26 protein-coding genes and 1 riboswitch are annotated in these 25,354 nt (G+C 69.3%); of the genes, 9 read left to right on the top strand and 17 right to left on the bottom strand.

The genetic code is table 11. The features are described from left to right. Window positions 1–24: 24 nt before the first annotated feature. The 5 genes from deoC to thiB all read right to left on the bottom strand — a co-directional run bounded on the left by deoC (window position 25) and on the right by thiB (window position 5,126). Window positions 25–1,035, bottom strand: coding sequence for a deoxyribose-phosphate aldolase (deoC, locus tag ACRARE_RS06475; protein WP_432655590.1), 1,011 nt, complete (start codon window positions 1,033–1,035; stop codon window positions 25–27). Between the two features lie 167 nt (window positions 1,036–1,202). Further along, on the bottom strand, window positions 1,203–1,871 hold the full coding sequence (locus ACRARE_RS06470; protein WP_432655589.1) for a 2-dehydro-3-deoxygalactonokinase: 669 nt from the start codon (window positions 1,869–1,871) through the stop codon (window positions 1,203–1,205). A gap of 57 nt (window positions 1,872–1,928) precedes the next feature. Then, window positions 1,929–2,642, bottom strand: a complete 714-nt coding sequence (locus ACRARE_RS06465) for a thiamine ABC transporter ATP-binding protein (RefSeq protein WP_432655588.1) — start codon at window positions 2,640–2,642, stop codon at window positions 1,929–1,931. Continuing rightward, a complete protein-coding gene (locus tag ACRARE_RS06460; protein WP_432655587.1) occupies window positions 2,635–4,173 on the bottom strand; it encodes an ABC transporter permease family protein in 1,539 nt (512 codons plus the stop codon). Before ACRARE_RS06460 ends, ACRARE_RS06465 begins: the two co-directional genes overlap by 8 nt. Beyond that, window positions 4,149–5,126, bottom strand: coding sequence for a thiamine ABC transporter substrate binding subunit (gene thiB, locus ACRARE_RS06455; protein ID WP_432655586.1), 978 nt, complete (start codon window positions 5,124–5,126; stop codon window positions 4,149–4,151). Before thiB ends, ACRARE_RS06460 begins: the two co-directional genes overlap by 25 nt. Before the next feature lie 65 nt (window positions 5,127–5,191). Then, window positions 5,192–5,298: riboswitch (TPP riboswitch) on the bottom strand. Window positions 5,299–5,447: 149 nt separating this feature from the next. Here thiB and aroC point away from each other — a divergent pair. The 3 genes from aroC to ACRARE_RS06440 all read left to right on the top strand — a co-directional run bounded on the left by aroC (window position 5,448) and on the right by ACRARE_RS06440 (window position 7,934). Next, window positions 5,448–6,560, top strand: a complete 1,113-nt coding sequence (gene aroC / locus ACRARE_RS06450) for a chorismate synthase (protein WP_432655585.1) — start codon at window positions 5,448–5,450, stop codon at window positions 6,558–6,560. Window positions 6,561–6,599: 39 nt separating this feature from the next. Then, the gene (locus ACRARE_RS06445; protein ID WP_432655584.1) at window positions 6,600–7,547 is read left to right on the top strand and encodes an AEC family transporter; all 948 of its coding nucleotides are present in this window, start codon (window positions 6,600–6,602) and stop codon (window positions 7,545–7,547) included. A gap of 120 nt (window positions 7,548–7,667) precedes the next feature. After that, on the top strand, window positions 7,668–7,934 hold the full coding sequence (locus tag ACRARE_RS06440; RefSeq protein WP_432655583.1) for a hypothetical protein: 267 nt from the start codon (window positions 7,668–7,670) through the stop codon (window positions 7,932–7,934). 66 nt (window positions 7,935–8,000) lie between these two features. Here the strand turns inward: ACRARE_RS06440 and ACRARE_RS06435 are convergent, their stop codons facing one another. From ACRARE_RS06435 to ACRARE_RS06415, 5 genes are all read right to left on the bottom strand, one after another. Further along, a complete protein-coding gene (locus ACRARE_RS06435) occupies window positions 8,001–8,435 on the bottom strand; it encodes a thioredoxin family protein (RefSeq protein WP_432655582.1) in 435 nt (144 codons plus the stop codon). A gap of 14 nt (window positions 8,436–8,449) precedes the next feature. Beyond that, window positions 8,450–9,163 carry a cytochrome c biogenesis CcdA family protein gene (locus tag ACRARE_RS06430; RefSeq protein ID WP_432655581.1) on the bottom strand — a complete coding sequence of 238 codons (714 nt, stop codon included), beginning with the start codon at window positions 9,161–9,163 and terminating at the stop codon, window positions 8,450–8,452. Between the two features lie 87 nt (window positions 9,164–9,250). Then, entirely contained in the window at window positions 9,251–10,159 is a 909-nt protein-coding gene (locus tag ACRARE_RS06425) for a DMT family transporter (protein ID WP_432655580.1), read from the bottom strand. A 209-nt stretch (window positions 10,160–10,368) separates the two neighbouring features. Next, window positions 10,369–10,656, bottom strand: coding sequence for an HU family DNA-binding protein (locus ACRARE_RS06420; RefSeq protein WP_010141693.1), 288 nt, complete (start codon window positions 10,654–10,656; stop codon window positions 10,369–10,371). Between the two features lie 168 nt (window positions 10,657–10,824). After that, the gene (locus ACRARE_RS06415; RefSeq protein ID WP_432655579.1) at window positions 10,825–12,291 is read right to left on the bottom strand and encodes an AMP nucleosidase; all 1,467 of its coding nucleotides are present in this window, start codon (window positions 12,289–12,291) and stop codon (window positions 10,825–10,827) included. 119 nt (window positions 12,292–12,410) lie between these two features. Between ACRARE_RS06415 and ACRARE_RS06410 the strand changes: the two genes are divergently transcribed. Beyond that, window positions 12,411–13,316 carry an SDR family oxidoreductase gene (locus ACRARE_RS06410; RefSeq protein ID WP_432655578.1) on the top strand — a complete coding sequence of 302 codons (906 nt, stop codon included), beginning with the start codon at window positions 12,411–12,413 and terminating at the stop codon, window positions 13,314–13,316. 39 nt (window positions 13,317–13,355) lie between these two features. Beyond that, complete coding sequence (locus ACRARE_RS06405) at window positions 13,356–13,988, top strand: exopolysaccharide biosynthesis protein (protein ID WP_432655577.1); 633 nt, start codon at window positions 13,356–13,358, stop codon at window positions 13,986–13,988. A 15-nt stretch (window positions 13,989–14,003) separates the two neighbouring features. Here ACRARE_RS06405 and dxs read toward each other — a convergent pair whose 3' ends face one another. The 3 genes from dxs to ACRARE_RS06390 are packed head-to-tail and all read right to left on the bottom strand — an operon-like array spanning window position 14,004 to window position 17,090. Next, complete coding sequence (gene dxs, locus ACRARE_RS06400) at window positions 14,004–15,935, bottom strand: 1-deoxy-D-xylulose-5-phosphate synthase (RefSeq protein ID WP_432655576.1); 1,932 nt, start codon at window positions 15,933–15,935, stop codon at window positions 14,004–14,006. Between the two features lie 49 nt (window positions 15,936–15,984). Further along, complete coding sequence (locus tag ACRARE_RS06395; RefSeq protein WP_432655661.1) at window positions 15,985–16,848, bottom strand: polyprenyl synthetase family protein; 864 nt, start codon at window positions 16,846–16,848, stop codon at window positions 15,985–15,987. Then, complete coding sequence (locus ACRARE_RS06390) at window positions 16,848–17,090, bottom strand: exodeoxyribonuclease VII small subunit (RefSeq protein WP_432655575.1); 243 nt, start codon at window positions 17,088–17,090, stop codon at window positions 16,848–16,850. Before ACRARE_RS06390 ends, ACRARE_RS06395 begins: the two co-directional genes overlap by 1 nt. 112 nt (window positions 17,091–17,202) lie before the next feature. Between ACRARE_RS06390 and ACRARE_RS06385 the strand changes: the two genes are divergently transcribed. Continuing rightward, window positions 17,203–18,171 (top strand): phosphotransferase, encoded by a 969-nt coding sequence (locus ACRARE_RS06385; protein ID WP_432655574.1) that lies wholly within the window; start codon window positions 17,203–17,205, stop codon window positions 18,169–18,171. A gap of 22 nt (window positions 18,172–18,193) precedes the next feature. On the opposite strand, the gene ACRARE_RS06380 is transcribed toward ACRARE_RS06385, so the two are convergent. Together ACRARE_RS06380 and ACRARE_RS06375 are read right to left on the bottom strand one after the other, a co-directional pair. Next, a complete protein-coding gene (locus ACRARE_RS06380; RefSeq protein WP_432655573.1) occupies window positions 18,194–18,910 on the bottom strand; it encodes a response regulator in 717 nt (238 codons plus the stop codon). Next, window positions 18,907–19,404: a MarR family winged helix-turn-helix transcriptional regulator gene (locus ACRARE_RS06375; protein WP_432655572.1), complete on the bottom strand. Its 498-nt coding sequence runs from the start codon at window positions 19,402–19,404 to the stop codon at window positions 18,907–18,909. The genes ACRARE_RS06380 and ACRARE_RS06375 overlap by 4 nt, the downstream gene beginning before the upstream one ends. A 257-nt stretch (window positions 19,405–19,661) precedes the next feature. Here ACRARE_RS06375 and ACRARE_RS06370 point away from each other — a divergent pair, with 257 nt between their 5' ends. From ACRARE_RS06370 to ACRARE_RS06360, 3 genes are all read left to right on the top strand, one after another. Next, a complete protein-coding gene (locus ACRARE_RS06370) occupies window positions 19,662–20,528 on the top strand; it encodes a branched-chain amino acid aminotransferase (RefSeq protein WP_432655571.1) in 867 nt (288 codons plus the stop codon). Between the two features lie 446 nt (window positions 20,529–20,974). Then, complete coding sequence (locus ACRARE_RS06365; protein WP_432655570.1) at window positions 20,975–22,357, top strand: 5'-nucleotidase C-terminal domain-containing protein; 1,383 nt, start codon at window positions 20,975–20,977, stop codon at window positions 22,355–22,357. 144 nt (window positions 22,358–22,501) lie between these two features. Next, the gene (locus ACRARE_RS06360) at window positions 22,502–23,353 is read left to right on the top strand and encodes a dioxygenase family protein (RefSeq protein WP_432655569.1); all 852 of its coding nucleotides are present in this window, start codon (window positions 22,502–22,504) and stop codon (window positions 23,351–23,353) included. 45 nt (window positions 23,354–23,398) lie between these two features. On the opposite strand, the gene ACRARE_RS06355 is transcribed toward ACRARE_RS06360, so the two are convergent. Both ACRARE_RS06355 and lplAB read right to left on the bottom strand, forming a co-directional pair. Continuing rightward, entirely contained in the window at window positions 23,399–24,124 is a 726-nt protein-coding gene (locus ACRARE_RS06355; protein ID WP_432655568.1) for an aldolase/citrate lyase family protein, read from the bottom strand. A gap of 105 nt (window positions 24,125–24,229) precedes the next feature. Beyond that, window positions 24,230–25,279, bottom strand: a complete 1,050-nt coding sequence (gene lplAB / locus ACRARE_RS06350) for a lipoate-protein ligase LplAB (RefSeq protein ID WP_432655567.1) — start codon at window positions 25,277–25,279, stop codon at window positions 24,230–24,232. Window positions 25,280–25,354 lie beyond the last annotated feature (75 nt).

The raw sequence follows: 25,354 nt of genomic DNA, 5'->3' as shown, positions 1-25,354 counted from the left end.
ATCGAAAGTTTCATATCCCAGCCCTCAGCTTGCGGCGTGGCGCCAGGCGGCCGAATAGGCGCCGGTCACGTGATGTTCCAACTGCCGCTCGATATCGCCAAGCAGCGAAGAGGCCCCGAAACGGAACAGGTCGGGCCGCAGCCAGCGGTCGCCCAGCTCTTCCTTGATCAGCGACAGGTAGACCAGCGCGTCCTTGGCCTTGCTGATCCCCCCGGCGGGTTTGTAGCCGACGTGGATCCCGGTGCGCTGATGGTAGTCGCGGATGGCGCGGATCATCACCAGGCTGACGGGCAGCGTGGCGTTGACGCTTTCCTTGCCGGTCGAGGTCTTGATGAAATCGGCGCCCGCCATCATGCAGACCAGGCTGGCGCGGGCGACGTTTTGCAGAGTGCCCAGCTCGCCGGTGGCCAGGATCGCCTTCACATGGGCCTCGCCGCAGGCGGCGCGGAAGGCCTTCATCTCATCATACAGCGCCTGCCAGTTGCCTTGCAGCACGTGGCGGCGGGTGATGACGATGTCGATCTCCTCGGCCCCGGCTTTCACGCTTTCGCCGATCTCGGCGACGCGCAGGTGGAAGGGCGAAAGGCCTGCGGGGAAGCCGGTGGAGACGGCGGCAACCGGGATGCCCGAACCCGCCAGCGCGTCATGCGCCGTGGCCACCATGTCGTGATAGACGCAGACAGCGCCGGTGGTCAGACCGGGCAGGCCGAGCGCCTCCAGCAGGTCGGCGCGCACCGGCTGGCGGGCCTTGGCGCAGAGGCGCCGCACGCGGCCCTCGGTGTCGTCCCCCGCCAGGGTGGTCAGGTCGATACAGCTGATGGCGCGGGCCAGCCAGGCCGCCTGATAGTCCTTCTTGACCGACCGCCGCCCCGGCAGCGTGGCCGCGCGGCGTTCGATGGCCGAGCGATTGGCACGGGCCGACATCACCCAATCCATGTCCAGCTCCATCCCCGGATTTCGGGGCAGGGCGTGGGTGTCTACGGTCTGGGGCAGCTGCGCCGCGTCGGCGCGCACCCCCTCCTGGCTGATCTGCATGGCGGCTCTCCTGATCTCGCGCGGACCTTTCCACGGGCGCTGCTGCCGCGCAAGCGGCTCCCGACTCTGGCGCATGGGAAAATAGACCAAATGGTCAAATTTTGTGCCATCCCCTGCGGACAGACGGCAGGCCTCCCCCACCGGAGGGCACCGCGTGGCGCAATCGCTCAGGCGGCGGGCAGAAATTTCCGCGCCAGCGCGCGGAATCCCTCGCGCAGAAGGGCGTCCTCGGCGGTTTCGGTCACCGGCACGTAAAGGCCCTGAAGCGCGGCCAGATAGGCGCGCGACAGGGGCACCTGGCCCACCAGAACCGCCTGCTGGCCCAGCCAGAGGCTTTTGGCGGCGGCCATCTCGGCGCCCAAGAGCAGGCCAAGGGCCTGGGCCGGGGCGGCCTCGGCCAGCTCGAAGGGCAGCGCATCGGCCCGCGCCATGGCCTCATCAAGCCCTTGCGGTTTCTCTTCGGCGCAGCCCAGGGCCTTGGCCAGGCGCGGCGTGGCGCTGGCGCGCAGGTGGATCGCCTCGCCCGCCGACAGGGTGACCCAGAGGGTCTCCCGCACCCCCGGCAGCACCGCCAGCCCGTCCCAATGGGGGTTCAGGGTCTGAAACCCCAGCAGGCGCAGGCGCTGGCCCGCGCTGAGGGCACCCAAGGGCGGCAGGTGGATCCCGTCGGGGGCCTGCTGCATCTGCTCGGGCATCAGCTTGCCCGGCAGGTTGTCGCCCGGCACGCCGGGGGCCCCCACCAGGATCCGCGCCTCGGGGGCGCAGGGGTGGTCTGCGGTCGCCCCGTCCGGGCCCCAGGCACGAGGGGTGCCGATTTCCTGTCCGATCCAGCTCATGCCCCCGTGATAGGGCGCGCCGGACCGAATGGTCAATCAATTGCAAGGGGCCTGGGCCTAGCCCTCGCCCAGATAGCGGCGCAGCCCCGGCGGCGGGTCGGCCAGAAGCGGCCCCGTGGGCGCGGGCGGCGCCGCCCGGCCCTCGTCCACCAGCACGATCTGCCCGGCGATCCGCGCCGCATCGCCGGGGTCGTGGCTGACCATCAGCAGGGTGGCGCCGGTCTCGTCCAACAGCTCGGCCAGCAGGTCCAGCATCTCGGCCCGCAGCGCCGGGCCAAGCGCGGCAAAGGGTTCGTCCAGCAACAGCAGCGGGCGCGCCTGCACCAGCACCCGGGCCAGGGCGGCGCGGCTTTGCTGGCCGCCCGACAGCTCGGCCGGGCGGCGCGCGGCCAGGCCCGTCAGCCCCACCCGGTCCAGCGCGCGGTCGATCCGCGCCCGCCCCGCCGCATCGACCCGCCCCCGGGGCGAGATCCCCAGGGCGAGGTTGCGCGCCAGATCCAGATGCGGAAACAGGTTGCCGTCCTGAAACAGCATCCCCAGGGGCCGCGCCCCCGGGGCCAGCCGGTCGATACGCGCCCCATCCCACAGGATCTGCCCCGCCACCGGATCGAGGAACCCGGCGATGGCGCCCAGCAGGGTGGACTTGCCCGCCCCCGAGGGTCCCAGCACCGCGACCCGCGCCCCTGCCTCCAGGGTGAAATCGGCTGACAGGTGAAAGTCGCCCTGCATCAGCTCCAGCTTGCGCAGCTGCAATCCGCGCGTTTCAGGCATCGCGCCCTCCCATCCGGTCGAACATGGCAAAGACCCCGAAGGACAGGACCAGCAGGACCAGCGCCGCGCCCCAGGCGGCCTCGGTCCGGTAGGCGCCCATCAGGCGGTACATCAGCAGGGGCAGCGTCTCGCGCTCGGTACTGCCGAACAGGGTGATGACACCCAGATCGCCCATCGACAGGGCGGCGGCGATCCCGGCGGCAAAGCCCAGGGGGCCGCGGATGCGCGGCAGGATCAGCCAGCGCAGCCGCGCCCGCCCCCGCAGGCCCAGCTGATCGGCCAGGCGGCCGTGATCGGCCTCGGCCCGGGCCCAGGCGGGGGCGATGACCCGCAGGCAGAAGGGCAGCGCCATCAGCACGTTGACCAGCAGCGTCACCGGCAGGGCGGCACGGGCGGGCGGCATATAGGGGTTCAGGATCAGGAAGACCCCCGTGCCCAGCACCAGCGAGGACAGGGCCAGCGGCATCAGCCCTGCCCCCTCGGCCCAGCGGGCCATGGGCGCTGCCAGGGCCGAAGCCAGGGTGACGGTCAGGCCCGCGCAGCCCAGCGACACCGCCAGCGAGTTGCCCACGGCGGGCCAGGTCCGCGCCGGCAGATCTGCCAGCCCCGGCAGCCCCTTCAGCACCAGCGCCACCAGCGGCAGCACCACGAAGAGGCCCGCCAGCGCCAGCCAGACCGCATCCAGCCCCCGCCGCCAGCCCCCCGGCGCATCGCGCCGCTGGCCCGCGCGGTCCAGCCCGCTGCCCGACCCGTCCATCCGCGTCAGCCACAGCGACAGGGCGGCGGCCCCGGCCACAAGGCCCGCCTGCATCAGCGCCAGCACGGCGGCGCGGCCCAGGTCGAAGTCAAAGAGGAAGGCCTGATAGATCGCCAGCTCCAGCGTGGTGGCGGACGGCCCGCCGCCCAGGATCAGCGCCACCGAGAAACTGCCGAGGCAGATCGCAAAGATCGCCGCCAGCGCCCCGGGCACCGCCTGGCGCAGCATGGGCCATTCCAGCAGGCGGAAGACCTGGCCCGGCGGCAGGCCCAGGCTGGCCGCCAGGCGGAACCGTTCCGCCGGGATCGCCTGCCAGCCCTGCAACAGGATGCGCACCGCCAGCGGCATGTTGAAGAAAACATGGGCCAGCACCACCCCATGCAGCCCGTAGATGCGCCAGGGGCCAAGCCCGACGGTGCCCGCCGCCGCGTTCAGCCAGCCGCGCGCACCGAAGACTGCCAGCAGCCCCATCACCGCCACCGCCACCGGCAGCAGGAAAGGCGCCCCGGTCAGGGTGATGAAGAGCCGCCGCCCGGCGAAGCGCCGCCGCGCCAGCGCCCGGGCCACCGGCACCGCCAGCGCCACCGACAGCAGGGCCGACAGGCTGGCCTGTTCCAGGGTGAACCACAGCGCCGACAGATCGTCGGGGCCGGGGCGCACCCCGCCGCCCGCCGCGCGCAGGATCGCCCAAAGCGGCAGCAGCAGCATCACCAGGACCAGGGCGGCCCCGGCGATGCCCGCGCTGCGGCCTAGCGTGCCAGCGCCGCGCGCCATTCCGCCAGGGCCTCCTCGCGCAGGGCCTCGGCCTCGGTCGCGGGCAGCAGCAGCGCCTTGTCAGGGGTCACCACCTGGTGGAAGCCCTCGGCCAGACCGCCCTCGGGCAGCACGGCGGGGTACATCCAGTTGGTTTCCGGCAGCACCCCCTGGGCCTCGGCCCCCAGCAGGTACTGAAGGAAGGCCTCGGCCAGCTCGGGCTGGTCCGAGGCGGCCAGACGGCCCGCGATCTCGACCTGCATGTAGTGGCCCTCGTCGAAGGGCAGCGCGACCTTGCTGTCATCCCCTTCGGCGATGATGTGATAGGCGGGCGAGGTGGTGTAGCTGAGGACCAGATCCGCCTCGCCATCGAGGAACAGGCCATAGGCCTCGGACCAGCCGGGCGTCACGGTCAGGATATTGTCCGCCAGCCCTTCCCAGATCTCGCCCGCGCGGTCGCCATAGGCGGCCTTCACCCACATCAGCAGCCCCAGCCCGGGGGTCGAGCTGCGTGGGTCCTGGATCACCACCGACAGGTCCGAGGCCGCCAGCGCCTCGAAATTGGCGGGATGGGCGTCCCCGGCATTGCCGACAAAGGCGAAATAGCCCCAGTCGAAGGGCACGAAATCGGGATCCTCCCAGGGGATCGGCAGGTCATAGGCGGCGCTGGCCTGGGTGGGCGCGAACAGCCCCGTTTCCCGCGCCCGGGCCATCAGGGCGGTATCCAGCCCCACCACCACGTCAGCCTCGGAACGGTCGCCCTCCAGCCGCACCCGCGACAAAAGCGCGGCGCCGTCGCCGATGCCGGTGAAGACGACATCGCAGCCGCATTGCGCCTCGAAGCCGCTCTCGATCTGCGGACCCGGGCCCCACTCGGAGGTGAAGCTTTCATAGGTGTAGACGTTCAGAACGGGGGTCTCTGCCACGGCTTGCGTGGCCAGAAGACAACCCGTGGCAAGTGCAAGATGCTTCATCGCATCCTCCTTTCTGCTACGGGCGGAGTTTGTTCAGCGACACCGGGGCGCGCGACCCGCGCGTGCCTTGGCTGTCTGACCATCCCTCCGCCGGTATTAACCGGATCAGGTTCAACGGGTTCGCAGGACGCATCTCAGCCCGGCACATGGCCTGGCACCCCGAGGTAAGGCCGACCCTAGCCCCCCGCGCGACGGGCCGCAAGCGGGGGCTGTCGTCGGGGGTGGAGAGGGCCGCCACCACGGGACGCGTGGCCCCGGCGCGCAATTGCACGGGGGCACGGGATCGGGTAACCGAGGCACAACCAGCCCCGGAGAAGCCCCATGTCCCTGAACACTTTCGGCCACCTGTTCCGCGTCACCACCTGGGGCGAAAGCCACGGGCCGGGCCTGGGCGCCACCGTCGATGGCGTGCCCCCGGGGATCGACGTCGACCCCGAGCTGCTGCAATTCTGGCTGGACCGCCGCAAGCCCGGCCAGTCGAAATACACCACCCAGCGACGCGAGCCGGACCAGGTCGAGATCCTGTCGGGCACCTTCGAGGGCAAGACCACCGGCACGCCGGTGCAGCTGATGATCCGCAACACCGACCAGCGGTCGAAGGATTACGGCGAGATCGCCGAGAAGTTCCGCCCCGGCCATGCCGACATCACCTATTTCCAGAAATACGGCATCCGCGACTATCGCGGCGGTGGCCGCAGCTCGGCCCGGGAAACCGCGGCCCGCGTGGCGGCTGGCGGCCTGGCCCGCGCCGCCCTGGGCGCCCTGGCACCCCAGGTCGAGATCAAGGGCTACATGACCCAGGTTGGCCCCCATGGCATCGACCGGGCCAATTTCGACCCCGAGCAGATCGAGCAGAACCCCTTCTGGTGCCCCGACGCCGAGGCCGCCACCCTTTGGGCCGACTACCTGGACGGGCTGCGCAAGTCGGGCAATTCGGTCGGCGCCATCTGCGAGATCGTGGCCCGCGGCGTGCCCGCAGGCCTCGGCGCGCCGATCTACGGCAAGCTGGACACCGACCTGACCGCCGCGATGATGTCGATCAACGCCGTCAAGGGCGTCGAGATCGGCGAGGGCATGAACGCCGCCTGCCTCACCGGCGAGGAAAACGCCGATGAGATCTTCCTCGGCAACGATGGCCAGCCGGTCTACAGCTCGAACCACGCCGGCGGCATCCTGGGGGGCATCTCGACGGGGCAAGAGATCGTGGTGCGCTTCGCGGTCAAACCCACCTCGTCGATCCTGAAGACCCGCCAGACGATCACCAAGACGGGCGAGCAGACCGACATCATCACCAAGGGTCGCCACGACCCCTGCGTCGGCATCCGCGCGGTGCCCGTGGGCGAGGCGATGATGGCCTGTGTCCTGCTGGATCACCTGCTGCTGCATCGCGGCCAGGTCGGCGAGGCTGGCGGTCGGATCGGCCCGCAGCTATAGCAACGGCACGGGAGGGGACGAACAGGCACGAAAGACGACATGCTGGCGATTCTCTCCATTACCTTCCCGATCTTCGCCCTGATCGGGCTGGGCTACCTTCTGACCTCGCTGAAGGTCTTTGCCGCGCGCGACATGGCGGTGCTGGGCAAGTTCGTCATCCTGATCGCCCTGCCCGCCCTGCTGTTCCATGCCACCGCCACGCGCAGCTTCTCGTCGCTGGTCGACCCGGCCTTCATGGGGCTGCTGGTGCTGGCGGCCTTCACCACCCAGGCGCTGATGTGGACGGCCCTGCGCCTGCGCGGCGTCGGCCCCGGGCGGCGCGCCATCGGGGTGCTGGGGGCGGCCACGCCGAACTCGGCCTTCCTGGCCTTCCCGATCATGCAGATGGTCTATCCCGAACAGGCGCCTTCGATCCTGGCCATGTGCCTGCTGGTGGAAAACTTCCTGCTGCAACCCTTCGGCCTGACCCTGATCGAGGCGGTGAACCCGCGCGCCGAGGGCACCTCGGCGCTGCGCCAGATCGGCCAGGTGGCCCTGTCGGTGCTCAAACGCCCCTTCATCATCGCGATAATCCTGGGCACGGTGTTCTCGGTCTTCGCCCTGCCGCTGCCCACCGGGCTGGATCGGGCGCTGGACCTGCTGTCGCGCGCCGCCTCGCCGGTGGCGCTGTTCTTCATCGGCGGGTCGCTGGTCGGGCTGCCGATGAAGGGCAACCTGGGCCTGGCCGGGGCGATCGCGGCCTGCAAGCTGCTGTTGCATCCCACCATCGCCTTCCTGTGGCTGTCGGTCTTCACCCTGCTGGCCCTGCCGCTGCCGCCGGGCGACCTGCCCCATGCGCTGATCCTGGCCACGGCGATGCCGGTCTTCGGGATCTTCCCGATCCTGGCGCAGGGATCAGGCCACGAGGGGGCGGCGGCGCTGACAGTGACGATCTCGACCGCCGCGGCATTCATCACCCTGACCAGCCTGCTGGCGCTGCTGGCCTGACCGGCCCCGGGCCGAAGTTTGCGCAATCTTAACACTTCCTGACCAGCATCGGGGGAAAGCCCCCCGCCGCGCCTTGGCCGAGGACGCGGGGCGCCTGAGAACAGGAAGAGGAGATCGCCAATGTCCGCAGAGACCCGTTCCGGCCCGCAGGCCAGGCGCGCCGAAACCGCGCGCCTGGCCGCCCATGGGTTTTTCGACGACCTGGCCCCCGAGGGCGACCGCCCCCTGGGGATGGGTCTGGCCGGGGTCGCGCTGCTGGCCGGTCTGGTGGGCCTCAGTTCCGGCTGGTTCGGCGCCCCGCCACCGGGGCGCGACGCCCTGCTGCGCCCCCAGGGCGAGCTGCGCGGCGCCGAAAGCACCGCCGCCATCGCCACGCTGCGCCCCTAGAGGCTGCGGTCACGACGCCCGGCCCGGGGCAGATCCGGCACATCCGATGGGCGGCGGCCCCAGGGGTCAGCCCGCCGTGGCGGCGGCCAGGGCGGTGTCCATCAGGGCGCGGATCTTCTCTTCGCGGGTATCGGCCACCAGGCGGCCCAGCTCGTCATCGCCCTTCAGCACCACCAGGGTAGAGCGGCGCGGGATGCGCATCCGCCCGGCCATCTGCGAGCGACCGTAGGTGTCCCAGTCGATCTTCATGAAGGTGACATTCTCCAGATAGGCGGGGTTTTCCGCCTTCAGCTTGTCCATCACCCGGCTTTGCGCGGCGCAGGTGGTGCACCAGTCGGCCTTGAAATCCAGAAAGACCGTCTCGCCCGCCCGCAGATGCTCGGTCAGCAGGCCGGGCTTGTATTCGATGGGCGCCGGAACCGCCTGCGCCAGCAGGGCCGAGGGGGCCAGCGGCAGGGTCAACAGCGCCGCCCCGGCAGAGATGAAATGACGTCTTTTCATAAGGTTACCTTTCCTCAGAACGCGACCGACAGGTCCAGAAGCCAGGGCGGCAGGACGGACAGCGCCCAGGCCTCGGCCAGATGATGCAGCCGGAACAGGATCGCCGTTCCGACCAGGATGAACAAGCCGCCCAGCAGGGGGCGCGCCACATTGGCCAGGGCCTGCATCGCCCCGCGATGCCGCGCCAGCAGCCCGCGCGCGCCATAGCCCAGCCCGATGATCAGGGTCGAGACCCCGGCGGCGAACCCGATCATGATCACCGTGGCCCGCAGCAGCCCCTCACCCGAGGCCGCCAGCGAGATGGCGCCCCCCAGGGTCGGGCCGACGCAGGGCGACCAGACCGCGCCCAGCAGAAGCCCGCCCAGAAACTGCCCCCGCGCGCCCCCGGCCTCGAGCCGCCCGATGCGGGCATCGGCCCCGGCGGCCAGACCGCCCGTGGCGCTGGCGAAGGCAGACGAGAAACGCGGCACCAGCAGCACGGCGCCGAAGGCGATCATCAGCACGGCGCCCGCCTGGGCCACGACCTCTTCGGTCAGGCCGAGGGCATAGCCGAAGCCCGCCACGCTGACCCCCAGCCCGACGAAGGACAGGCTCATCCCTGCCGCCAGGGCCAGGGGGCCGCGCGGGCTGGCCTGAAGGGCGCTGCCCAGGACGATGGGCAGCACCGGCAGAACGCAGGGATTAATCAGGGTCAGCAGACCGGCGAGATAGGCGAACAGAATTTCCATGGCGCATCCTGTCCGCGCGCGCCGCTCACTGTCACCCGAACTTCGCGTGAGATCCGGGGGGCGATTTGTTACAGCGCCGCGCGAGCCTCAGCCCTTGCCGGGCGCCTCGGTCACCGGCACGGACGCCGGGGCGGGCGCCTGTTTCGACAGCTGCACCGCCAGGATACCCGCCGCGACGATGGCCACGCCGACCATGTCCAGCGGCCCGATCTTCTCGCCCAGGACCACGGCCGCCACCAGCACGCCGAAGAACGGGTTGAGGAAATGGAAGGTCGCCGCCTTCACCGCGCCGATCCGTGCCACCAGCACGAACCACAGGAAGGTCGCGGCGATCCCGGGGATCAGCACCGTATAGGCGAAGGCCAGGATCAGCGCGCTGTCCCAACGCACTTCCCAGACCTCCAGGAAGGGCGATACCGCGCCCAGGCATAGCGCCCCCACCATCATCTGCAAGCCCACCACCATCAGGACGTTGCCCCCCGACGAGGCGCCCCGCGCCGACAGGGTCGCCACGCTGAGGGCCGCGGTACCGAGGATGCACAGGGCCACGCCGCCCAGATCGGCGCCGCCCGAAATGCGGGTGCCCATGATCAGGCCCGCGCCGATCACCCCCAGCACCAGCCCGGCCATGGCCATGGGCCGCAGCTTTTCCCCCAGGGCCAGCCAGCCGAACAGGCCGACCATCAGCGGCATGGTCGAGGCGATGATCGAGGCCAGACCCGCCTCGATCCACTGCATGGCGATGAAGAACAGGCCCAGGTAGAGGGCGTTCTGGCAGACCCCGAAGATCACCGTGGCGCGCCACTGGCCCCGGGTCAGCCGCAGTTTTTGGCCCATGGCCGCCGCCAGCCCCATGGCGATCACCCCCGAGATCAGGAAACGCGCGGCCAGCGACATCATTGGCGGCGCGTGTTCGACGATGATCCGCGCCGAGGTAAAGGCGCTGGACCACATCAGAACGAACAGGACTCCCATCCCGATGGCGCGAAAATCCATGATGACCTCCCGTAAACTGCTGCCTTCGGGGATAGAGGGATCGCGGCGCCCGGGAAACCCCCGCCCGGCCCGTCAGCCATGCGCGCGGCGCGACCCGGCCATGCCCGCCTGCCCCGCGCCGCCCCCAGGCCCCAATGAAAAAGGCTGCCCGAAGGCAGCCTTTCCGTAACTCGGGTCGGGGGCAGATCCCCCTGGACCGTCGCCGCCGATCAGGCGTTGACGCTATCCTTCAGAGCCTTCGCAATGGTCATCTTGACCACCTTGTCGGCTTCTTTCTTGATCTGCTGGCCGGTGGCGGGGTTGCGCACCATGCGCTCGGGGCGCTCACGGCAGTAGATCTTGCCGACGCCCGGCAGGGTCACTGCGCCGCCTTCGGACACTTCCTTGGTGATGACAGCAACCACGGCGTCCAGCGCGGCGGAGGCGGTCTTCTTGTCTTCGCCCATTTCCTCGGCCAGTGCGGCCACGAGCTGGGTCTTCGTCATCGGCTTTGCCATTCAAGGTCTCCTTCTTGTGCCCGATGTCCTGGGCCTCATTCACTGCCCGATGTCTTGGGCCTCGTGCGCCGCATATAACCGGATGTAGAGTCCGGGCACAACAAATAGAGTAAGTTTTCTTGCCTTTTTCGCTGGTCGCGCGGCTTTTGACCTGCGCGGCAGTTTTTCTCACAAGAAGGCAGTTTCGTCGAAGCTGCGCAACTTCCGGCTGTGCAGCCGTTCCAGCGGCATATCGCGCAGCGCCTCCATGGCGCGGATGCCGATCATCAGGTGGCGACCAACCTGGGTGGTGTAGAAATCCGTCGCCATGCCGGGCAGCTTCAGCTCGCCATGCAGGGGTTTGTCCGAGATGCACAGCAAGGTGCCGTAGGGCACCCGGAAGCGAAAGCCGTTGGCGGCGATGGTCGCGCTTTCCATGTCCAGCGCCACGGCGCGGGACTGCGACAGGCGCTGCACCGGGCCGCGCTGGTCGCGCAGTTCCCAGTTGCGATTGTCCAGGGTGGCGACGGTGCCGGTCCGCATAATCCGTTTAAGATCATAGCCTTCCAGCTTTGTCTCTTTCTCGACCGCCTCTTCCAGGGCGACCTGGATTTCCGCCAGCGCCGGGATCGGCACCCAGACCGGCAGGTCGTCGTCCAGCACCTTGTCCTCGCGCAGATAGGCGTGGGCCAGGACGAAATCGCCCAGGTTCTGGCTGTTGCGCAGCCCGGCACAGTGGCCGACCATGACCCAGGCATGGGGTCGCAACACCGCGATATGGTCGGTCGCGGTCTTCGCATTGGACGGCCCGACGCCGATATTGACCAGGGTGATCCCGCCGCCGCCGGGCCGTTTCAGGTGATAGCTGGGCATCTGCGGCATCTTTGGCGAGGGCGGAATCTCGGCCTTGGGGTCGGTGATCTCGACATTTCCGGTCGACACGAAGCTGGTATAGCCGCTGTCCGGATCGGCAAGCATCCGCCGGGCGTAGGCCTCGAACTCGCTGACGTAGAACTGGTAGTTGGTGAACAACACGTGGTTCTGGAAGTGTTCGGCATCGGTGGCGGTGTAATGCGACAGCCGCGCCAGCGAGTAATCGACGCGCTGCGCGGTGAAGGGCGCCAGGGGGCCTGCGCCATCGGGGCCGGGTTCGAAGACGCCGTTGACGATGTCGTCATTGGTCGTCGTCAGGTCCGGCACGTCGAAGACATCGCGCAGGATGAAACTGGCCGCGCCTTCCTGCGGCACGGTGATCCCGGCATTGGCGACGGCGAAATGCACCGGCATCGGCGTATCCGAGGGGCCGATTTCCACGTGGGTTTCGTAGTTCTCGATCAGCTGGCCGATCTGTTGCAGCAGGTAGTTGCGGAACAGGTCGGGGCGGGTGATCGTCGCCGCATAGACCCCGGGCATCGGCACATGGCCAAAGCTGAGGCGGCTGTCGATCTGGGCAAAGCTGGTCGTGGTCAGCCGCACCTCGGGATAATAAGCGCGGATGCGGGTCGCCGGGCGCCCCTCGGCCATGGCCGTCAGGAAATGCTCGCGCAGAAAGGTGGCGGCCTGGTCGTAAAGGGTGGCCAGATGGGCCACAGCCTTCTCGGCATCGGTGAAGGATTGTGCCGGGCCGGTCTTCGGGCTGAGGATCTGGTCGGTCATGCGGGAACTCCTTTCCGCCCTTTCTGCGGGGAGGCGCGCGCCCTTGCAACCCGCATCCGTCCGGGGGCCGGGATGACAGGCCCCTTGCGTCGTGGCCGTCAAAGCCGCATCTCTTCGCCATGACCCGTCTGCTTTTGTCCTTCGGCCACGGCTATTCGGCCCGCGCCCTGACCCGCCTGCTGACCGCCCAGGGCGGCTGGCAGATCCATGGCACCACCCGCAGCGCCGAGAAGGCGCAGGCGATCGCCGCCCGTGGCGTCACCCCCCACCTGATGCCGGGCGAGGATCTGACCCCGCTTCTGGATCGGGCCACGCACCTGCTGATCTCCGCCGGGCCCGATGCCGAGGGCGACCCGGTGCTGCGCCACTATGGCGAGGTGATCGGCCGCAATGCCGCGCGCTATGACTGGGTGGGCTATCTGTCCACCACCGGGGTCTACGGTGACCATCAGGGCGGATGGGTGGACGAGGCGACGCCCCTGACCCCCTCGACCCGGCGCGGACGCTGGCGGGCCGAGGCCGAGGCCGCCTGGCGCGCCATCCCCGGCCTGCCCCTGCATATCTTCCGCCTGGCGGGCATCTATGGCCCGGGCCGCGGCCCCTTCGCCAAGGTGCGCGCGGGCCGCGCCCGGCGGATCGTGAAACCCGGCCAGGTCTTCAGCCGCACCCATGTCGAGGATATCGCCCAGGTGCTGGCCGCCTCCATCGCGCGGCCCAATCCCGGCGCGGCCTATAACGTCTGCGATGACGACCCGGCCCCGCCGCAGGACGTCATCACCCACGCGGCCGCTCTGCTGAACCTCGCCCCGCCCCCGGTCGAGGAGTTCGCCACCGCCGAGCTGACCCCCATGGCCCGTTCCTTCTACGCCGAGAGCAAGCGGGTGCGGAACGACCGCATCAAGGACGAGCTGGGGGTGCGCCTGCGCTACCCCGATTACCGCGCCGGGCTGGCCGCCCTGCTGAGCGAGGAAGAGGCCGGGGCCGATGACCGGCCATCCCCTGCCGACGGGGACGCGGCGCAATGAACTTTCCCGTCCCGCCCGCGTTAGGAAGGCATGACAAGCATGGCTGAACAGATGGACGGGACAGATCCCCAGGGCGAGGCGCAGCGGCTGCGCAGCCTCACCGATATCCTCGACGCGCTGAAGAACGCACCCCATGACGGGCGGGTGTCCCTGGGCGACGTGGTGGACGAGGTCGGCACCCGCGCCTTCGCCCCCATCATCCTGGTGCCCGCGCTGATCCTGGTCTCGCCCCTGTCGGGCATCTTCGGCCTGCCGACCATCGGGGCGATCTTCATCTTCCTGATCACCATCCAGAAGGCCATGGGCCGCGCGAATGTCTGGATCCCCGGCGTGTTGCGCCGCCGCGAGGTGGGCGAGGACAAGCTGCTGAAGGCGCTGCGCTGGCTGCGCAAACCCTGCGCCTGGGTCGACCGGCGCACCCATACCCGGCTGACCGGGCTGGTGTCGCGCCCGGCGAACCTGGTGACGATCCTGGTGATCCTGGCCATCTGCCTGGTGATCCCGGCGCTGGAGCTGCTGCCCTTCGTCACCTCGTTCTTCGCCCTGGCGATTTCCTTCTTCGCCGTGGGCCTACTGACCCGCGACGGAGTCTTTACCCTGATAGGCTATATCTGGGTCGGCCTCAGCGCGACGCTGATCCTGTGGCTGGTGACGGGCGGCGCGGGCGGGTGATCCGCCCGTCGGGCGTCAGACGCCGGCGCGTTTGCCCAGCCTCTCGACCCCCAGCACGTCCAGAACCTTGGCCTCGATGTCCTCGGCGTTCAGGCCGGCGGTGGCGTACATGTCGGCGGGGCTGGACTGGTCGATGAAGGTATCGGGCAGCACCATCGAGCGGTATTTCAGACCCTTGTCAAAGACCCCCTCGTCCGCCAGCAGCTGCGCCACATGGCTGCCGAAACCGCCCACGGCGCCTTCCTCGATGGTGATCAGCGCCTCATGCTCTGCCGCCAGGCGCAGGATCAGATCGCGGTCCAGCGGTTTGGCGAAACGGGCGTCGGCCACGGTGGGGGCGATGCCGCGCGCGGTCAGGGCGTCGGCGGCCTCTTGCACCTCTTTCAGCCGGGCGCCGAAGGACAAAAGCGCCACGCGCCCGCCTTCCCGGATCATCCGGCCCTTCCCGATCTCCAGCGGGACGCCCTTGGCGGGCATCTCGACGCCCACCCCCTCGCCGCGCGGATAGCGGAAGGCAATGGGGCCCTCGTCATGGGCGGCGGCGGTGGCGACCATGTGTTTCAGCTCGGCCTCGTCGGCGGCGGCCATGACCACCATGCCCGGCAGGTTGGCCATGAAGGCCACGTCGAAACTGCCCGCGTGGGTGGCACCATCGGCGCCCACCAGACCGGCGCGGTCGATGGCGAAACGCACCGGCAGGCGCTGGATCGCCACGTCATGCACCACCTGGTCGTAGCCCCGTTGCAGGAAGGTCGAATACATCGCGCAGAAGGGCCGCAGCCCCCCCGCCGCCAGGGCGGCCGAGAAGGTGACCCCGTGCTGTTCGGCGATGCCTACGTCGAAGGTGCGCGAGGGGAAGCGTTCGGCCATCAGCTGCAACCCCGTCCCATCGGGCATGGCGGCGGTCACCGCGCAGATACGGCTGTCTTCAGCGGCCAGGCGCACCAGTTCCTCGCCGAAAACGGAGGTGTAGCTGGGGGCGTTCGAGGGGGATTTCTTCTGCTTGCCCGAGACCACGTCGAATTTCGCCGTGGCATGGCCCCGGTCGCTGGCCCGTTCGGCGGGGGCATAGCCCTTGCCCTTTTGCGTCACCACATGGATCAGCACCGGCCCGTCGGCGCGGGCCTTCACCGTGCGCAGCACCGGCAGCAGCTGGTTCATGTCATGGCCATCCAGCGGCCCGATATAGCTGAACCCCAGCTCCTCGAAGAGGGTCCCGCCCACGGCCATCCCCTTCAGCATTTCCTTGGCCCGCTTGGCGCCTTCCTGGAAGGGCGGCGGCAGCATCGAGACCGCGCCCTTGGCCGCCTCCTTGAAGCTTTGGAACGGGTCGCCCGCATAGAGGCGCGACAGGTAGTTCGACAGGGCACCCACGGGCGGGGCGATGGACATCTCGTTGTCGTTCAGGATGACGATCATCCGCTTTTTCAAATGGCCCGCGTTGTTCATCGCCTCGAAGGCCATGCCCGCCGACATGGCGCCGTCGCCGATCACCGCGATGGCATCGCCCAGCCCCTCGGGCACCTGGCCGCCCAGGTCGCGCGCCACGGCAAAGCCCAGGGCGGCGCTGATCGAGGTCGAGCTATGGGCCGCGCCGAAGGGGTCATAGGGGCTTTCCGATCGCTTGGTGAAGCCCGACAGCCCGTCCTTCTGGCGCAGGGTGCGGATGCGGTCGCGGCGCCCGGTCAGGATCTTGTGCGGATAGCTTTGGTGGCTGACGTCCCAGATGATCTTGTCGCGCGGCGCCTCGAAGATGGCGTGCAGCGCCACGGTCAGTTCCACCACGCCCAGCCCGGCGCCCAGGTGGCCGCCGGTCTCGCTGACGGCGGCGATGGTCTCGGCGCGCAACTCATTGGCCAGGCGCCGCAGCTCGGCATCCGACAGGCCCTTCATGTCCGAGGGCGTGACGACGCGATCAAGAAGCGGGGTCTCGGGGATCTGGGTCATGGTCTGGCTTTCGGGCTCGGGCGGGGATCGGGGCAGAGGCCCCGCGCGTTCAGCTTTGGCGCGAGATAACGAAGCGGGCGGCCTCCCGCAAGTTCCCGGCTGCCTCACCATATGGGGCCAGGGCGTCGCAGGCCAAGGTGACAAGGTGCTGCGCCTCGGCGCGCGCCCCCTCCAGACCCATCAGCGAGACGAAGGTGGCCTTGCCCGCAGCGGCGTCCTTGCCGACGCGTTTGCCGGTCTGCGCCTCGTCCCCTTCGACGTCCAGGATGTCATCGGCGATCTGGAAGGCCAGGCCGAAGGCGGCGGCATAGCGGGCCAGCGGCGTGGGATCGGCGCCCGCCATGACGGCCCCCGCCGTGGCCGACCATTCGAACAGCACGCCGGTCTTCAGCGCCTGCAAGCGCTTGATCTGATCCAGGGTCAGCGGCGTGGCGGCGGTTTCGGCGGCAATGTCCAGTACCTGGCCCAGGACCATGCCGCGCCCGCCTGCGGCCCGCGACAGCCCGCGCAGCAGGTTCAGCCGTGCCAGATCGGGCAGATCGGCATCCGACAGCAGGTCAAAGGCCAAAGCCTGAAGGGCATCGCCGGTCAGCACGGCCATGGCCTCGTCCCATTTCACATGGACGGTGGGCAGCCCGCGCCGCAGGTCGTCGTCATCCATGCAGGGCATGTCGTCATGCACCAGCGAATAGGCATGAACCGCCTCGATCGCCGCCGCCGCGTCCAGGGCAGGCGCGCGGCCCACGCCATGCAGGCGCGCCCCTTCGATCACCAGGAAGGCCCGCAGCCGTTTGCCGCCACCGCAGGCATAGCGCATGGCCGCGCCCAGCTCGCCCTCGAAGGGGGCCAGCACCTCGGTCAGATGGTCGGAAACGGCGGTGGCCGCCTCGGCCAGAGCGTCCTGGAACAAGATCAGAGCCCTTCGACCGGCTTCAGCCCGGCGGGGTTGCCCTCGCCGTCCAGGGTGATGGCCGCGACCTTTTCCTCGGCCTCTTTCAGCTTGGTCTCGCAATGCTTCTTCAGGTCGGCGCCACGCTCATACAGCTTGATCGAGGCCTCCAGCTCGACATCGCCACGTTCCAGCTGGCCAACGACGGCTTCCAGCTCTTTCATCGCGGCTTCGAAGGACATCTCGGCGATCGGGGTCTCGCTCATCTCGGGCTCCTGTGGGCAGCGTTCGCGCGCACCTTACCGCCCTCTCTCGGGCGGTTCAATTCGGCTTCTGGCGCGTTGACGCCCCCCGGCGGAGAGGCGCAGGATGGCGCCCATGAACGCGCTGCTGGAAAACACCGCCCAGGCCGACCCCGCCATGGCTGCCCGCGCCGCAGGTACGCTGGAGGACCTGCTGGCGGGGCTGGACGCGGCCCCGGAGGCGATCCTGCGCCTGGTGCCCGGGCGCCGCGCGGTCTTTGCCGGGCAGTGGCTGGGGCGACGGGTGATCTTTCACCTGGCCCTTGATCCCGCCGAGGCGGCCGAGTTCCGCAGCCGCCACGACGAACAGACCCGCGTGCATGGCTATATGCAGGCCGGCCCCTACCGGGTCCCCGAACCGATCCGCCTGATCGCGGGCGACCGGGTGGCCGCGACCGAGGCCGTCAGCGGCACGCCGCTGCTGGATGCGCTGTGGCAGGCCGAAAAGCCCAACCGCCCCGCCTTGCAGGACAGCGGCGCAGGCTGGCTGGCCGCCCATGCCGCGCCCACGCTGGAGGATCGCCCGGTGAACCGGGGCCCCTGGCGCAAATGGGCCGAGGCGGGTGTGGCGCGTCAGCCCCATGACCGGCTAAGGCCAATCGAGGCGCGGGTGCTGCAAAAGATGCACGCCCTGTCGCGCCGCCTGCGCCCCGTCACGACCTGGCGCAGCGCCCTGGGCCATGGGGATTTTCACCCCAACAACCTGATGCGCGACGCGGGCGGCGTGACCTGGGGGATTGATCTCGGCGCCTCGACCCGGGCGCCGATCTACCGCGACATGGCGCGTTTCCTGGTCCATGCGGCACGGCGCGGGATGCTGCCCTCGGGGCGGCGCCGCTTTGGCGTGGATGCGGGCGGGGTCGAGGCCTTCGCCCGGGCCTTTGCCCTGACCGAGGCCGAGCTGACCGGCGATCTGCCGTTTTTCCTGTGTCACGAATTGCTGGTGAGGGTGGAACATCCCGACATGCCGGGGCCGCGCATCCGCCACACCCTGGCCCTGTCCGAGGCGATGTTCGAAGACCTGCGCGCCCTGCTGGCCGACTAGCGCCCCGCCGCGCAGCGCCGGATCAGTCCGGCGCCAGCATGTAGCCCGCGCCGCGGATGGTTTGCAGATAGCGGGGCTGCTTCGGGTCGGCCTCGATCTTGCGCCGCAGCCGGGTGATCTGCACGTCGACGGCGCGTTCCTGCGCCCCGCCCTGATCGCCCGACCCGCCCCGGCCCAGCTCTTCGACCAGTTGCAGCCGCGACAGGGGCTCGCCCGGGTGGGCCGAGAAGATGCGCATCAACTGCACCTCGGTGGCGGTCAGCCGCACCGGCTGATCCCCGGCCCACAGCTCGCCCCGGTCGATGTCGTAACGCACCTCGCCCAGATGCAGCACCTTGGGCAGCACCCGCTGCACCGGCACATCGGGCACCCGGCGCAAAATGGCGTTGATCCGCAACAGCAGCTCGCGCGGCTCGAAGGGTTTGACCAGGTAATCATCCGCCCCGGCCTCCAGCCCGCGAATGCGGTCTTCGGTCTCGCCCCGGGCCGTCAGCAGCAGGACGGGCGTGCGCAAGCCCCCCGCGCGCAGACTTTCGGTCAGGGTGATTCCATCCTCGCCCGGCATCATCACGTCCAGCACGATCAGATCGAACTCTAGCCCCGCCAGAAGGCGCCGGGCATGAGCAGCATCGCGGGCGGTCGAGATCAGGAACCCGTTGCGCTTGAGGAACCGCGCCAGCAGGTCGCGGATGCGCTCGTCATCATCGACGATCAGCAGGTGCGGATCCGGGTCGCTCATGCGCCGGCCTCGCGCAGGGCGTTGTAGGATTTGCGGATCTCGCCATCCATCAGCGCCTCCAGCACCTGGCGGAACCCGGCCACGGCGTCGGGCCCGGCCTTGCGGTAGGCGTCGCGCATCCACTTGCGCTGCGCCTCCGACAGCTGCCCCTCCAGCGCCGCGCCCTTCTCGGTCAGGTACAGATGGCGCTCGCGCTTGTCGGCGCGGCCAATGCGGCTTTCCACCATCTCATCGGCAATCAGGGTACGCAGAACCCGGTTCAGGCTTTGCTTGGTAACACCCAGGATCGCCAGCAGGCGGTTGACGTTCATCCCCGGCGCCCGGGCGATGAAATGCAGCGCCCGGTGATGCGCACGGCCATATCCCGTCCCCTCCAGCAGGTGGTCGGGACCGGCGGTAAACCCCCGATAGGCAAAGAACATCGCCTCGATGCCCTGGCGCAGCTGCTCATCCGTCAGAAACAGCAGCGAGTCCCCGACCTGACCTTCCGACATTGTGTCTCCCTCACCGATACGGGCGCGACGATAGGCGGTCCGGCGCGTTTAGCCAAGACACCCGCCGCCCCGCCCGGCCCCGCCTGTTCGCAGCTGATCCCCTCGGGGGGCCAGGCTACCTTGGGCGAAACTACGTCAGACTTGTTGACATTCCAAGAATCAAAAGTTACCTGTGCCATGCTGCGACGAAATTTTATGTCCGATGCGGACCATTTCGACGCAACATATGGAAAAAATCTGATGTCAGGAGGTTCGCGATGTCCAGCTATGAAGACCGCGACGGCAAGATCTGGATGGATGGGAAACTGGTGGACTGGCGCGATGCCAACGTACACCTGCTGACCCATGCGCTGCATTACGCCTCCTCCGTCTTCGAAGGTGAACGCTGCTACAACGGCAAGATCTTCAAGGGGGTGGAGCATTCCGAACGGCTCAAGAAATCCGCCAATCTGCTGGATTTCGAGATCCCCTACTCGGTAGAAGAGATCGAGGCGGCGAAATACGCCATGCTGAAGGCCAACGGCTGGACCGACGCCTACGTGCGCGCGGTGGCCTGGCGCGGGGCGGGTGAAGACATGGGCGTCAGCTCGATGAGGAACCCCGTGCGCCTGGCCGTCGCCGGTTGGGAATGGGGCAACTACTATGGTGACGCCAAGATGAAGGGCGCCAAGCTCGACATCGCCAAGTGGAAGCGCCCCTCGCCCGAAACCATCCCCGTGCACGCCAAGGCCGCCGGTCTCTACATGATCTGCACCATGTCCAAACACGCGGCCGAGGCCAAGGGCTGCTCGGATGCGCTCTTCATGGATTACCGCGGCTACGTGGCCGAGGCGACCGGCGCCAACATCTTCTTCGTCAAGGACGGCGAGGTGCATACGCCCCTGCCCGATTGCTTCCTCAACGGCATCACCCGCCAGACGGTGATCGACCTGCTGAAGCAGAAGGGCATCAAGGTCTACGAACGCCATATCGAGCCCTACGAACTGGAAGGCTTCGAGCAGTGCTGGCTGACCGGCACCGCCGCCGAAGTGACCCCGGTGGGCCAGATCGGCGACTACACCTTCGAGGTGGGCGCCCTAGCCAAGGACATGGTCGAAACCTACGAGAAGCTGGTCCGCGCCTAAGCCGGGCCGCCATCGCCAGACACCCCGAAGGGCCCCCGCGCAAGCGGAGGGCCCTTTGCCTTGGATCCCGCGCCGTTTATCGCCCGTGCCGGGCGATGCCTCCGGCGGGGATATTTTTGGCAATGAGAAAGGTAGGGGGGCACCCGAAAGCATCGACCGCCCCCCGGCTGCAAAGTCGGGCAACGGGCGCGGATGACCCCGTTGGCGGACTTTTCAGCCGGGCGCCGCCGCCCGGGCTTTGCTGTGCCTCCCCCCTCTCTATTTGTTGGCCAAAAATATCCCGGGGGGAATTGAGCCGCAGGCTCAAGGGGGGCAGAGCCCCCGCCCCCTCTACGTATCGCGCGCCGAGGCACCCCCGTCACGCGGGCGTCATCATCGGGGCCTAGGCAGGCGGCGATGACGGCCCGCGCGCCGCCTCTCCCCCTCCCTTGCCAAGGATGCCGGACATGAGCTTTCACGCCACCTTCGCCCTCAACCGCCGCCTGATGCTGCAAGGCGCCGCCGCCTCTGCCGCGCTGGCCGCCCTGCCGCTTGCCGCCCGCGCCCAGACCGAGGGCGCAGCGGCGCTGCTCTTCACCCTGGCCGATCTGCATTGCGCCTATGCCCGCCTGCCCAAGCTGCTGGAGATGATCCGCGCCGAGCGTGACGCCGCTGGCCTGCCCGCCGCCGTGCTGATCAACGGGGATCTTTTCGAGACCGGCAACGTGGTCGGCCTGCGCTCGGGCGGGGCGGCCGACTGGGCCTTTGTCGCGGCCCTGGCCGCCGAGATGCCGGTGATCCTGAACCTCGGGAATCACGAGCCCGACTTCACCCTCGACATGGCCGAGACCGTGCGCCTGGCCCGCGACGCCGGGGTCACCGTGATCTCGAACCTGACGGACACCCGCAGCGGCGCGGGCTTTGCCGATCCCGCCACCCGGCTGAAGCTGGGCGGGCTGACCCTGGGCGTCATGGGTCTGGGGGTCACCGCCCCCTTCACCTATCCCAAGGAAACCCGCGAGACCCTGGGTTTCACCGAGGCGCCCGACACCGTCGCCGCCGGTTTCGGCCCGGCCACCGAGGGCACCGACCTGGCCGTCATCATGACCCATGCGGGCGTCACCCCTGACAAGGCCTATATCGACAGCCTGCCCGAGGGCACCGTGATGCAGGGTGGCCATGACCACCTGAGCTTCGACATGGATGTCGACCATGTCACCTATTTCCACGGCGCCTGCTGGGGGACCGAGCTGGGCGTCGTCACCCTGCGCCGGGACGGCGGCGCGATCCGTGCCGATTACCGCGCCCTGCCGGTGGCGGCAGGGGGCGGCGACGCCACCCTTCTGGGTCTGATCGAGGATCTGAAGGCCACCCACCTGTCGCCCGAGGACAGCGCGGTGATCGCCCAGATCCCCGAAAGCCTGGACATCCACGGCTCTATCCTGCTGGCCGCCGAGGCCGTGCGCGCCGCCGCCCAGGCCGATGTGGCCATGCTGGGCCATACCACCTTTGGCGCCCCCCTGGCCGCCGGGCCGCTGACGAAATACGACTTTGACGCCTTCGTGCGCTTCGGCGGCGGCATTTCGGTCACCGAGGTCACCGGCGCCCGTCTGCGCGAGATCCTGACCCTTGCGAACCAGTTCCGCGCCGCCGATCTGGACGCGCGCACCGGCGATTACATGCATGTGGCCGACCTGGATCTGGACGACAGCGCCACCTACCGCCTGGCGATGAACGGCTGGTCGGCGATGAACCAGGAGACCTATCTGGGCACCACCGATCTGGTCTTCGAGACCGTCGAGGGGCTGGAGCTGAAGGCCCTGGTCACCGACTACCTGGCGCAGCTCTAGGCAGCCGCGCTGCGGCAGGCGCGCCGATGCGCCGCCTGCCGCCCGCTCGCGCAGCTGTGACGACCCGTGGGCTGGCCAAGCGCCCTTCGGGGCGGTTGATCCTGGTGCGGCGGCATCTGGCCGCCCGAGACAGGAGCCCCGCCCATGACCGATGCCCACCCCCTCTCCCCGCGTCATGCGGGACACGACCCAGAGCATGGCCCAGAACATGGCCCCGTGCATGGCCTGGCCCGCGACCTGCCGCGCCTGATGGACCGCCGCCGCCTGCTGACCATACTGGGCGGGCTGGGCCTGGGGGCCACGGCGCTACCGGCCGCGGCTGCGACCTGCACCGTCGCGCTACCCTGGGAAACCGCCGGGCCCTTTCCCGCCGATGGCACCAATGCCCGCGCCGGGCAGACGGTGAACGCCCTGGCCCAGCAGGGCATCCTGCGCCGTGACATCACCGCGTCCTTCGGCGCCTTCACCGGCCAGGCCGAGGGCGTGCCGCTGGAGCTGGAGATGCATTTGGCGGACGCCCGGGGCTGCACCCCTCTGGCGGGTCATGCGATCTACATCTGGCATTGCGACGGCGCCGGGCGCTATTCGCTTTATAACACCCCCGAGGCCAACTGGCTGCGCGGGCTGGGCGTGGCCGATGCCCAGGGGCGGGTGCGGTTCACCACCATCATTCCGGGCTGCTATCCGCGCCGCTGGCCGCATATCCATTTCGAGCTCTTCGACAGCCCCGAGGCGGCGATCACCGGGCGCGCCTCGCGGCTGACGGCGCAGCTGGCTTTTCCCGAGGCCGAGGTGACAGAGGTCTATCAAACCCAGGCGGCGCGCTATCCCGGGGCGCTGCGCAACCTGGCCGGGATCCCCCTGGCGCGCGACAGTATCTTTCGCAACAACAGCCCGGCGCAACTGGCACAGCAGACCCTGGCGATGCGCGGCGGGGCCGAGATGGGCTATGCCGCGACGGTGACCATTCCGGTGGATCTGAGCGCCGGGCGGTAACGCATCGGGGCCTAGGACGGCGGGGGGAATCCCCGCCCTACGGGGTCAGGCGAAGGCGGCCTCGGTGGCGGCGGCCAGCAGCATGGCATCGGTGCCCTGCAAGACGAACTGCGCCCAATCAAGCGCCGCATCCCCCGCCGCCCGGTCGGCGGCGAAGATCCCCAGCGGCATATGGGCGGAGGCGCAGGCGCGGCGCACCTGGTCGATGGCGGCCTCAAGCGACAGATCGGGCCGCCCGGCGCGCAGCGCGAGGCCCAGATCCGCCGGGCCGATCATCAGGTAATCCAGCCCCTCGATCGCCAGGATCTCCTCCAGGCTGTCAAGCGCGCCCAGGGTTTCCACCTGCACCCCGATCAGCGGCGCGGGCGCCTCGATGACCTGCGTCATGCGATAGCCATAGCCCGCCCCGCGCCCCGGCCCGGCGCCGCGCACGCCCTCGGGCGGGAACCGCGCGGCGGCGACGCAGGCGCGGGCGGTGGCGGCATCGCTGACGCGCGGCACCATGACGCCCGCGGCGCCGGCATCCAGCGCCTCGGCGATCAGATGCGGCAGGGCATCGGCCACCCGCACCAGCACCGGCACGCCCTGACAACCCGCGGCGCGCAGCACGTTAGACAGCAGCTCGCCCCGGAAACTGGAATGCTCGCTGTCGGCACAGAGGAAATCGACCCCGGCCAGGCACAGCACCTCTGTCACCGCCGGGCTGGGCAGATCCTGGAAAATGCCGCGCAGGCGGGCGTCGGGGGCGGTCAGGCGGTCACGCAGGGTCATGGGCAGGTCTCCTCTTGCGCCGCGATCATGCCCCGCCGCGCGGCCAGAGGAAACCGCGAAGGCGCCCGTAGGGTGGGGGGCACCCCACCGTCCGCTGCCCCGCCCTCAGGGCACGCGGGTCAGCCAGGCCTCGGTCTCGAACTGCTCGGCGGCCAGGGCGCGGGCGCGGGTCAGCTCGTCGGCGCTCAGCGCGCCGGGGGTGGCGCCGTACATCGTCTGGAAGGTGCCGATCATCCGCGCGATCACCTCTTCGCGCGGCAGGCCGGTCTGGCTGCGCACCGGGTCCACCCGCTTGGCCGCCGAGGCGATGCCCTTGTCCGAGATCTTTTCCCGCCCGATCCGCAGCACCTGCATCATCTTGGCCGCGTCCATGTCGTAGGACAGGGTGGCATGGTGCAGCACCATCCCCCCGGCATAGCGTTTCTGCGCCGCGCCGCCGATCTTGCCCTTGGGCGAGGCGATGTCATTCAGCGGCTTGTAGAAGGCGTCGATGCCGACCCCCTTCAGCCCCTCCAGCGCCCAATTGTCGAGGAAGGCATAGGAGGCGGCGAAATCCATGTCGCCCACCAGTTCGGCGGGGGCGTAAAGGGAATAGGTGATGGCCGAGCCCGGCTCGACGAACATCGCACCGCCCCCCGTCACCCGGCGCACCACCTGCACGCCCAGGCGCTCGCAGGCCTCCAGGTCGACCTCGTTCTTCAGCGACTGGAAGTTGCCGATGATGATCGCCGGGCGGTCCCATTGCCAGAAGCGCAGGGTGGGCGGGCGTTTGCCCGCCGCCACGTCGCGGGCCAGGATGTCGTCCAGCGCCAGGTGCATGGCAGGCGCCATCGGCTCGGTGTCGATCACCTGCCATTCGAAATCGCGCCAGGACTTGGCCACCCCCAGGGCGCGGCGCACGGCGATGGCGATCGCCTCGACGCTGAAGCCCACCAGGGCGGTGCCGGCGGGGATGCCCTGATCCAGCGCGGTGATGATCTCTTCGCTGGTCGAGGCGGCGGGCAGCCCCTCCAGCGCGGCGGTGATGTCGGTCAGCGCCTCGGCGGGTTCGAGGAAGAAATCCCCCGAGATCCGCACATCGGCCAACTTGCCCTCGCGGACCTCCAGATCGGCGACCACCATCTTGCCGCCCACAACCTTGTATTCACCGTGCATCTGATGCCCTCCGTCTGGCCTGTCCTGTGCCCCGGTGATGCGCCCCCGGGGCGGCAGGTGCAAGGGGCCCTCCCA

The sequence above is a fragment of the Pseudooceanicola aquaeponti genome (assembly GCF_050897975.1).
GTDB lineage: Bacteria > Pseudomonadota > Alphaproteobacteria > Rhodobacterales > Rhodobacteraceae > Pseudooceanicola.
This window is presented reverse-complemented; position numbering and strand designations above follow the sequence as displayed.

Bases quoted from the DNA above. Each gene is read 5' to 3' on its own strand.
- deoC (WP_432655590.1), bottom strand. From the start codon at position 1,035: ATGCAGATCAGCCAGGAGGGGGTGCGCGCCGACGCGGCGCAGCTGCCC.
- ACRARE_RS06470 (WP_432655589.1), bottom strand. From the start codon at position 1,871: ATGAGCTGGATCGGACAGGAAATCGGCACCCCTCGTGCCTGGGGCCCG.
- ACRARE_RS06465 (WP_432655588.1), bottom strand. From the start codon at position 2,642: ATGCCTGAAACGCGCGGATTGCAGCTGCGCAAGCTGGAGCTGATGCAG.
- ACRARE_RS06460 (WP_432655587.1), bottom strand. From the start codon at position 4,173: ATGGCGCGCGGCGCTGGCACGCTAGGCCGCAGCGCGGGCATCGCCGGG.
- thiB (WP_432655586.1), bottom strand. From the start codon at position 5,126: ATGAAGCATCTTGCACTTGCCACGGGTTGTCTTCTGGCCACGCAAGCC.
- aroC (WP_432655585.1), top strand. From the start codon at position 5,448: ATGTCCCTGAACACTTTCGGCCACCTGTTCCGCGTCACCACCTGGGGC.
- ACRARE_RS06445 (WP_432655584.1), top strand. From the start codon at position 6,600: ATGCTGGCGATTCTCTCCATTACCTTCCCGATCTTCGCCCTGATCGGG.
- ACRARE_RS06440 (WP_432655583.1), top strand. From the start codon at position 7,668: ATGTCCGCAGAGACCCGTTCCGGCCCGCAGGCCAGGCGCGCCGAAACC.
- ACRARE_RS06435 (WP_432655582.1), bottom strand. From the start codon at position 8,435: ATGAAAAGACGTCATTTCATCTCTGCCGGGGCGGCGCTGTTGACCCTG.
- ACRARE_RS06430 (WP_432655581.1), bottom strand. From the start codon at position 9,163: ATGGAAATTCTGTTCGCCTATCTCGCCGGTCTGCTGACCCTGATTAAT.
- ACRARE_RS06425 (WP_432655580.1), bottom strand. From the start codon at position 10,159: ATGGATTTTCGCGCCATCGGGATGGGAGTCCTGTTCGTTCTGATGTGG.
- ACRARE_RS06420 (WP_010141693.1), bottom strand. From the start codon at position 10,656: ATGGCAAAGCCGATGACGAAGACCCAGCTCGTGGCCGCACTGGCCGAG.
- ACRARE_RS06415 (WP_432655579.1), bottom strand. From the start codon at position 12,291: ATGACCGACCAGATCCTCAGCCCGAAGACCGGCCCGGCACAATCCTTC.
- ACRARE_RS06410 (WP_432655578.1), top strand. From the start codon at position 12,411: ATGACCCGTCTGCTTTTGTCCTTCGGCCACGGCTATTCGGCCCGCGCC.
- ACRARE_RS06405 (WP_432655577.1), top strand. From the start codon at position 13,356: ATGGCTGAACAGATGGACGGGACAGATCCCCAGGGCGAGGCGCAGCGG.
- dxs (WP_432655576.1), bottom strand. From the start codon at position 15,935: ATGACCCAGATCCCCGAGACCCCGCTTCTTGATCGCGTCGTCACGCCC.
- ACRARE_RS06390 (WP_432655575.1), bottom strand. From the start codon at position 17,090: ATGAGCGAGACCCCGATCGCCGAGATGTCCTTCGAAGCCGCGATGAAA.
- ACRARE_RS06385 (WP_432655574.1), top strand. From the start codon at position 17,203: ATGAACGCGCTGCTGGAAAACACCGCCCAGGCCGACCCCGCCATGGCT.
- ACRARE_RS06380 (WP_432655573.1), bottom strand. From the start codon at position 18,910: ATGAGCGACCCGGATCCGCACCTGCTGATCGTCGATGATGACGAGCGC.
- ACRARE_RS06375 (WP_432655572.1), bottom strand. From the start codon at position 19,404: ATGTCGGAAGGTCAGGTCGGGGACTCGCTGCTGTTTCTGACGGATGAG.
- ACRARE_RS06370 (WP_432655571.1), top strand. From the start codon at position 19,662: ATGTCCAGCTATGAAGACCGCGACGGCAAGATCTGGATGGATGGGAAA.
- ACRARE_RS06365 (WP_432655570.1), top strand. From the start codon at position 20,975: ATGAGCTTTCACGCCACCTTCGCCCTCAACCGCCGCCTGATGCTGCAA.
- ACRARE_RS06360 (WP_432655569.1), top strand. From the start codon at position 22,502: ATGACCGATGCCCACCCCCTCTCCCCGCGTCATGCGGGACACGACCCA.
- ACRARE_RS06355 (WP_432655568.1), bottom strand. From the start codon at position 24,124: ATGACCCTGCGTGACCGCCTGACCGCCCCCGACGCCCGCCTGCGCGGC.
- lplAB (WP_432655567.1), bottom strand. From the start codon at position 25,279: ATGCACGGTGAATACAAGGTTGTGGGCGGCAAGATGGTGGTCGCCGAT.